Genomic DNA, 7,272 nt, shown 5'->3' with positions numbered 1-7,272 from the left:
GCTAAAAGCGTACTTTCACTGGTAAAAATGTGCTTGCCCTACACAAAAGCTCACATGCTAGGCATGCGAAAGCCATAGTTTAGGATGCCATTGGCAAGTTCGATCCCGCCCTGGGGCAATATCGCTGAGTCTGTTGAAACTGATGGGGGCAAATTTTTACCTGTCGCCGGAAATATCCAGCGAAACACGAATAGGTGCCTATTTGACCTATGGTTGTTATCTGGTACTGGGCATGTTGGTTGGCTGGTTGTTTTGTGACGACCATCCGGACGAATCGAGGGCCCGCAGAAGCTCTTTCACCATGGGATTATTGGCACCCAGCATATTGCTGGCAATTGTGTCAAAGCCACCGGATGTACAGAAACTGCCTGGGTTTGAAGAGGCCAGTCAGATCAAAAGCTTGTCTCAGGCATTACTGGCGCCTTTCGTTGGTGTTGCATTGGCCGACGATACCTTGCGTAAGCAGTACGTGCCACAGCAGATCCAGAAAAGTGATGTTGTCCCAGGTGTGACGGATGGTGTGAAAGCGGCACTGGGATTGCAATCGGTACCGATGGAGAAATCGATTTATGTGGTAGGTAAAACCAGAGATTTGGCCGTGGCACAAAAAAATGCCAAGGAAATTGCCGATCTCATCAAAGGCAGTGAGATTGGCAAGGAAAATGATGTGAATGTGGTCAAGCTTGATGGGCAATCCACTTATTACGTTACGGTGGGTAAACCTGTTTCACTGAAGCAGGCCTTGAATCTGCAAAACAATATTCGTGGTTTGGCGATTAAATCCATATCAAATGAAAATGATGTGGCAGTCGCCAAAAAATTGGGATCTGGCGGTGTTTATAACTGGTCGGATTTAAGCAAGTAATAATCGACTGCTGAACAATTGGTTCATTTTCATGAAGCGATTCAGGCGAAGGCGGGCATATGTGGGTTGATCGTGATTGGATCGGGTCGAGTGTAGCGATTGAAGGCATGCAGGGTGCTGTTGATGCAGATATTCCTGCGGCCTGTGGAGCTCAGCCATGACTACCATCACCCACCCTTGGGCCATTACCGCCCCTTGGTACCGCTGGCCGCTTGCAGGCGTACCACGCAGTGGCCGGGGTACGGCGCCGGTGATCCAGAAGTTTGCCAGTGATGATTTCATCAATGAGTTCATCAAAGATCTGCAACACTCCGTCCGTTACAACGAAGACGACCAGGTGTTTGCAGTGAATCTGGCTGCGGCCAACCCAGGCCAGTTCGTAGGTAAGCTGGCGGCTCTGTTTCCGATGAAGTCGGATGGCAAGCCCTGGCAAAAGGGCGAGCCGGTGACCGATTTGCGTCGGTCGCAGCTGGTGGGCACTGGCATTCGCAAATTGTTTTTGCCGGCACATGGTCGGCATTACCTGGTGGTATGTGAGTTGCATTGCGATGTGCCGGGCTTCCCGGCGGTGCCGGACAACGAAGTATGTCAGGCGGGCTTCGTGGTACGGCGCAAGCGGCTGGATTATCCGGAGGAATCTCGCCCACAGGCTGTGGCCTTGTTGCGGGAACTGGTCGCGGCACAAGGTAAGCTGGGCGAACTGGAACAGACCGTGCCTGTACGACCCGCAGCGGCGCGCAAACGGGCCGAGAAAGTCGCCAGAATGAAGCAGGCCGGGCAGTTTGAAGCGGCATGGCAGACTGCAAAAGCGCTGGTGGCAGCAAAAAGGCAGGCGTTGGATGCTTGGCGTCAGGCCAATGGTGTGCGCGTGTTCGAAGAAGGCTGGGTGCCCAGCGCGCATCCCGGTGTCGGCAGCTGGCAAGAGGTGGAAGACGCCCCAACGACGCTTCAGGAAGCTTGGTTCCCGCTCTACCGCATGTTCCCTGATCCGGCCAACCCAGCGCACGACGCAAAAGGGCGTGCACTGTTCTTTGGCGTGGTGCCGACATCGGCATTTGATACCACCAACAGTGGCGAGGCGCGGTTTGATGACCGATCCACTTATGAAATCCGCAGTTTCTTCCGCCGCCACGCCTGCTGTTGCCCACGCCAAGGACTGAACGTGAACGCGCCGGATTGCGAGGGCGAACTGGTATGGAGCGCGCCGACTGAACAATATCGGCTGGCTTCACAGTTTGATCTGCAGGGCACGGCCAATCGGCCGGTGACGGTACAGATGCCCAACCTGGCGGAGCTGGCAGCGCAAGTCCTGGCAAGGCCGGTTGGCAAGTTTTCACCGGTGAAATTTGTGCAGCCGCAATCGCTGCAGCCCAAGATTTCCGGTACATCGTTGTCAGGTGGCAGTATGGGTGGCGATGCATTCTGCTTCTTTGCCATCCCATTGATCACACTGGTGGCACTGTTTGTGCTGAACCTGTTCCTGCCCATCGTGGTGTTCATCTTCAACTTGTGGTTCTTGCTGGCGCTGAAGTTCTGCATTCTGCCCAGCTTCAAGCTTGATCCTATTTTGCAGGCCGAACTGGCGGCGATCCCACCAGGGGTCAATGTGGATGCGGCCGGCTTCCAGTTTGAATTTCAAGGGGGCATCAAAACCGCCGTCGGGCTGCACAGCGATTTGACCGATAAGCTGTCGCACATGATGGCGCAGGTGTCTGGCGAGCCGCTGCTGCTTCCTGGCGGGGCGCCCAACCCTGCGCATCACCCACGCGCTGCGGCGATTCGCCCGACACTCGATCAATACTCGGCAGCGCCGCTGACCGATCTGGCCAGCGTCATGACCGAACAGGCTGCAAAAACTGCTGACGATGGCGCCCAGCTGGATCTGACCGGCAACCTGCAATATGAACCGCGTCGCATCTGCCAATGGCGGGACGAACCCTTCCTGCCGACCACGGGAGAATTCGCATGAATCGCGTCGCTGCATTGGGCAACGGGTTGGCCCTGCCCATGACCCCAGATACGTTGGGCCAGCTGCCACAAGCCAGCGGGCCGGAGAAAGTGCGTCAGTCGATGGCGGTGATTCTGGATACCGAACCGGGCGAGCGCCTGATGTTACCCACGTTTGGTTGTGGGCTGCGACGGTTCCTGATGCAACCCAACACCACCTCGACCCGGGCCCTGATGCAACGTGAAATCGAGATTGCGTTACGTACCTGGGAGCCCCGCATCAGTGTGGACCGGGTGGAGGTACTGCCGGGCGATGAGCCGGCACTGGTGATGATTCGAATTGCGTATACCCATTTGCGGGACGGCCGACCGGATAACCTGGTCTATCCGTTCTACCTGGAGTAGAGCCATGCCCCTGCCAAGCCCGATACTGGATGACCGCAGCTATGCGCAGCTGGCTGCCGAGCTGAAGGCGCGCATCCCCGTCTACAACCCGACGTGGACCGACCATAATGAAAGCGACCCTGGCATTACCTTGCTGGAGCTGTTTGCGTTTCAGGCCGAAAGCCTGTTGTTCCGCTTCAACCAGATTCCAGAAGCCAGCTATCTGGAATACCTGAAACTGTTGCAAATTCCGCTATTGCCAGCGCAGCCGGCACGGGCACTGCTGGCCTTGACCACCGATAAAGCCGCCGGTGTGGCAGTACCACAGAAAACCGTCGCCAAGGCGGGCAAGGTCGAATTTCAGACCGTGGCCGAAACCCATGCCTGGCCAGTGTCCTGCGTGGCCTTGTCGCGGGCACGGGCCGATGCGCCGTCGCCCGATGATGAAAGTGAAGTGCATGCCTTCGTGTTACGCACGGTGGATGCCTTGCCAGATGAGCTGGCTGAGCGGCCACGTGTCTATTACAGCCCACGTGTGTTGGACCCGGCCAAGCTGGCTGAACCAGTGGATTTCAGTACAGCGGTCGATGGCATGATCTGGATCGCCTTGCTGGCAGAAGATGGTTTTGATCTGGCGCAATGGCAGAAACCGGACGGGCAAGCCTTGCTGAACCTGGGTTTTGAGCCCGCCCTGCCGGTGGGGGGCATTGATCAGATCGATCCCTGTCTGGGGGTGACGGGCTTGCCCAGCCCACCACAACTGAGCTGGCAGATTTCCACCGCGCGCCCGCTGAAAAATAGCCAGCCGCAGTATGCGAACCTGAAGATCGAGGCGGATAGCACCCGTGGTCTGACCCAAGGCGGCACGGTCAGGTTAAGCCTACCCAATGCCAAGAATGAGATCGGTTTGCCGGCTGTGGATATCGACCTGGCTGGTGCGGGTGATTTTCCACCCCTGCTGGATGACGAACAGCAAGCCAAGCTGGTGGCGTGGGTGCGTGTGTTTCGACGTGATGGCAGCCGCTTCGGGCAATATCGCTTGATCATTGTCAACGCCACCGAGGCCGAGCAAGCGCGTGTGGCCGATGCGCAGTACCTGGGTGACGGCAACGGCCAACCGGGTCAGCAACTGCCGTTGGCGCATCGGCCGGTGCTGCCAGACGACCACCGTGATCAGATCATCGTGGAGGTGGAAGAGGGGGGTCGGGTTGGAGGGCAGTGGGTGCGTTACAGCCGGGTGGATGACTTCTTCGGTAGCGGTCGCGAATCGCGTCATGTGATGCTGGACCCGGAAGCAGGTACGCTGCGGTTTGGTGACGGCCTGCGTGGCCGCATACCGCAATGGGGCGAGCGGATTCGGGTACGCGGCTATCGCTGGGGTGGGGGCGTGCAGGGCAATGTGGCCGCCAAGGCCATTGCCAAGATCGACCTGCCCGGCGTCAAAGTCAGTAACCCATTGCCCGCCGTTTGCGGTGCGGATGCGGAGGGTGTCGAGGCCGCATTGGCACGTATTCCGGGCGAGCTGCGACGCCGTGATCGGACCGTGACGGCCGATGATTTCAAGGAACTCGCAGCCATGACACCGGGTGCGCAGGTGGGTCGTGCCGAGTGCCTGCCGCGTTTTCACCCCAAAGTGCCCGATGCCGAAGCAGCTGGCGTGGTCAGCGTGGTGGTGTGGCCACAGCAAGACCCGGATCATCCCAATGCCCCCATGCCGGATGCAGCCATGTTGCGGGCCGTTTGCCAATGGCTGGATCAACGCCGGCTGGTCACCACCGAGCTGTATGTGTTGCCGCCGACCTATCGAAAGGTGGCCGTGTCAGTGGCATTGAAGGTGAAGCCCGGATATGGCATCGAGGCGGTGCGCAAATGGGTGGAGCTGGTGCTGCGTCAATATCTGGCACCGCTGTCGCCTTATGGGCCGGCAGGGCAGGGCTGGCCGCTGGGTCGTCGCGTGTATGGGCCGGAGCTGGAAGCCGCAGCCCTGCAAGTGGAAGGGGTGGAATACCTGGAAGGCTTGGGTGTTGCCGGTTGGAACGGTGCTCAATGGGTGGCCGGTACGGTGGAATTGAAGCGCTGGGAAGTGCCCGAACTGGCGGCCATCACGGTCGTCGACGGCCTGCCACTACCTGCACCGGGCGAGGGTATCAACCCGGTACCGCCGGATGGCGTGGTGCTGCCGATTCCGGTACTGCGCGAGGAATGCTGACATGAGTGCGCAACGCTATCCCGACCCTGCTTTTGTCACCATCACCGGCGCCATGCCCTGGCTGCGTTGCAGCTTTGCCCATACTACGGTGATCGACGGCGTGGTGCAGTTGGGTTGGGAGGGCGATGCCACGCCGGGCGATCCAGGTGTCGTGCCAGACAAGCTGGGTGCTGGCCTGGCCTTTGATCGCTATTGCCGACTGTTTCACAGCATACCGGCAGCCCACCGGATCGAACGCGTGCTATGGGGGGCCTTCGACCCACTGCATCCACAACGCGATCTGCCGACTGCCGACGTGTTGGGCAGCCAGGCCGTGTCGGCAGGTGGGGATTTTGCACCGGTGTCGCCACTGGTGCCGGCATTCACACCTCGTGCGTTGGCCTGTGACGATGCCGATCATTTGTTCATCCTCGATACCGCCAGCAATAGGGTTGCGGTGTTTGACCTGATCCAGCAACGATTGCTGCATACACAAGCGGTACCGCCCGGCGCGTGCGACATCGCCTATTTCGATGGCTGGGTCTATGGCCTATCGGCAATCCCGGCGCAGCTGTGGAAGCTGTCCGCTACACGTGGCATGCGGCACTTGCCGATCAGCCTGGCTGGCATCGCAGCCCCGGCAAGGCTGAGTTTTGCCAATGATGGCCGGTTGTTTGTGCTGGGGCGGGCACATGAGGCGGCCGCCGCCCTGTTTGAGCTGGGGTGCCCGCGCCGTTGGCGTGCCAGCCCGCTACCTGTGCCGCTGGGCGGGACCAATCCACTGGCTTTCGCGACCGACATCGTGGTGGTGGGACATGGTGATGAAGAACGATTGGTCGTGGCGCGACGCCCCAATGAAGACTTTCTGCAACTGGATATCGGCAGCAGTACTTATGGCTTGGCCGAACCGTTGCAAGCACGGGGTTACGACGGCATGGGCATTGTCGACACGCCCGATGGCCGCATCGTGTATTGGACCGCTAAAGGAGTACGGCATGCGGTGGCTGCACGGGTCAAATATCTAGGGCGGGGCCGAGTAGTCAGCTTCCGGCTGGATAGCGGCAGTTATCAAACCGTTTGGGGACGTGTGTTGCTGGATGCCTGTATCCCGCCCAATACGGCGATTTGCGTGCAAGGCATTGTCAGCGATGACGACGAAGATATTGACGACCGTATCGACCGCGATCCCCCGTTGTTCACTGCACCCTTTACCCCCCTTGAAGAAGCAGCCACGCCCATGCCATTGGCCATCGACATGCCGGTGGATGACGCACTGGGCGGCCCTGTCGTCCGTCGCAGCGATGGCAGCGAACAGCCATGGTGGATTGCCGATGATGAATTTGCCACCTACGAAGCTGCCGTACCCACCATGCCGGGCCGCTACTTATGGCTGGTCATCGACTTCATCGGCACGTCACGGGCAACGCCCCGGCTGCGCAGCGTGCGGGCCGAACATCCAGGCCATGACTGGTTACGCCGCTTGCCCAAGTTGTATTCGCGGCATGAGGCCATGCGTGGCTTTACACAGGCTTACCTCAACCCAGTGGCCGGACTGCATCAGGATCTGGCGATTCAGCATGCCCATCGTCACGCCTTGTTCAAGCCATTCAGCGTATCGGTCAGCATCTTGCCCTGGCTGGCCGGCTGGTTGGGCTTGGTGCTGGATGAGCGCTGGTCGGAACGTGCCCGCCGTACTTTCATCGCCGAGGCGATGATGTTGTGGCGGCTGCGCGGTACGGTGTGGGGCGTCAAGCGCATGCTGGAGATCGTGACCGACAGCCCGGTGGTGATCATCGAAAAATTCCGTACTCGTGGTCTGGGCCAATTGGGGGGAGACGGGTTGGGGGGCCATCAGGCTGCAGTATTGGGCTTTGGCATGAGGGTGGGC

The 7,272-nt window shown here is 59.4% G+C and carries 5 protein-coding genes; all 5 read left to right on the top strand.

Annotated features, from left to right (window positions below):
• Window positions 1-142 precede the first annotated feature (142 nt).
• Window positions 143-865, top strand: coding sequence for a hypothetical protein (locus FFS57_RS24035; protein ID WP_137940368.1), 723 nt, complete (start codon window positions 143-145; stop codon window positions 863-865).
• A gap of 157 nt (window positions 866-1,022) precedes the next feature.
• A complete protein-coding gene (locus FFS57_RS24030; RefSeq protein ID WP_137940367.1) occupies window positions 1,023-2,834 on the top strand; it encodes a hypothetical protein in 1,812 nt (603 codons plus the stop codon).
• Window positions 2,831-3,217, top strand: a complete 387-nt coding sequence (locus FFS57_RS24025; protein ID WP_137940366.1) for a GPW/gp25 family protein — start codon at window positions 2,831-2,833, stop codon at window positions 3,215-3,217. Before FFS57_RS24030 ends, FFS57_RS24025 begins: the two co-directional genes overlap by 4 nt.
• Before the next feature lie 4 nt (window positions 3,218-3,221).
• Window positions 3,222-5,405 (top strand): putative baseplate assembly protein, encoded by a 2,184-nt coding sequence (locus FFS57_RS24020; RefSeq protein ID WP_137940365.1) that lies wholly within the window; start codon window positions 3,222-3,224, stop codon window positions 5,403-5,405.
• Between the two features lies 1 nt (window position 5,406).
• The coding region (locus FFS57_RS24015) for a phage tail protein (RefSeq protein ID WP_137940364.1) at window positions 5,407-7,272 on the top strand (1,866 nt) is incomplete at its 3' end.

It is taken from the genome of Chitinivorax sp. B (assembly GCF_005503445.1).
In the GTDB taxonomy this organism is placed as follows: Bacteria; Pseudomonadota; Gammaproteobacteria; order Burkholderiales; family SCOH01; genus Chitinivorax.
This window is presented reverse-complemented; position numbering and strand designations above follow the sequence as displayed.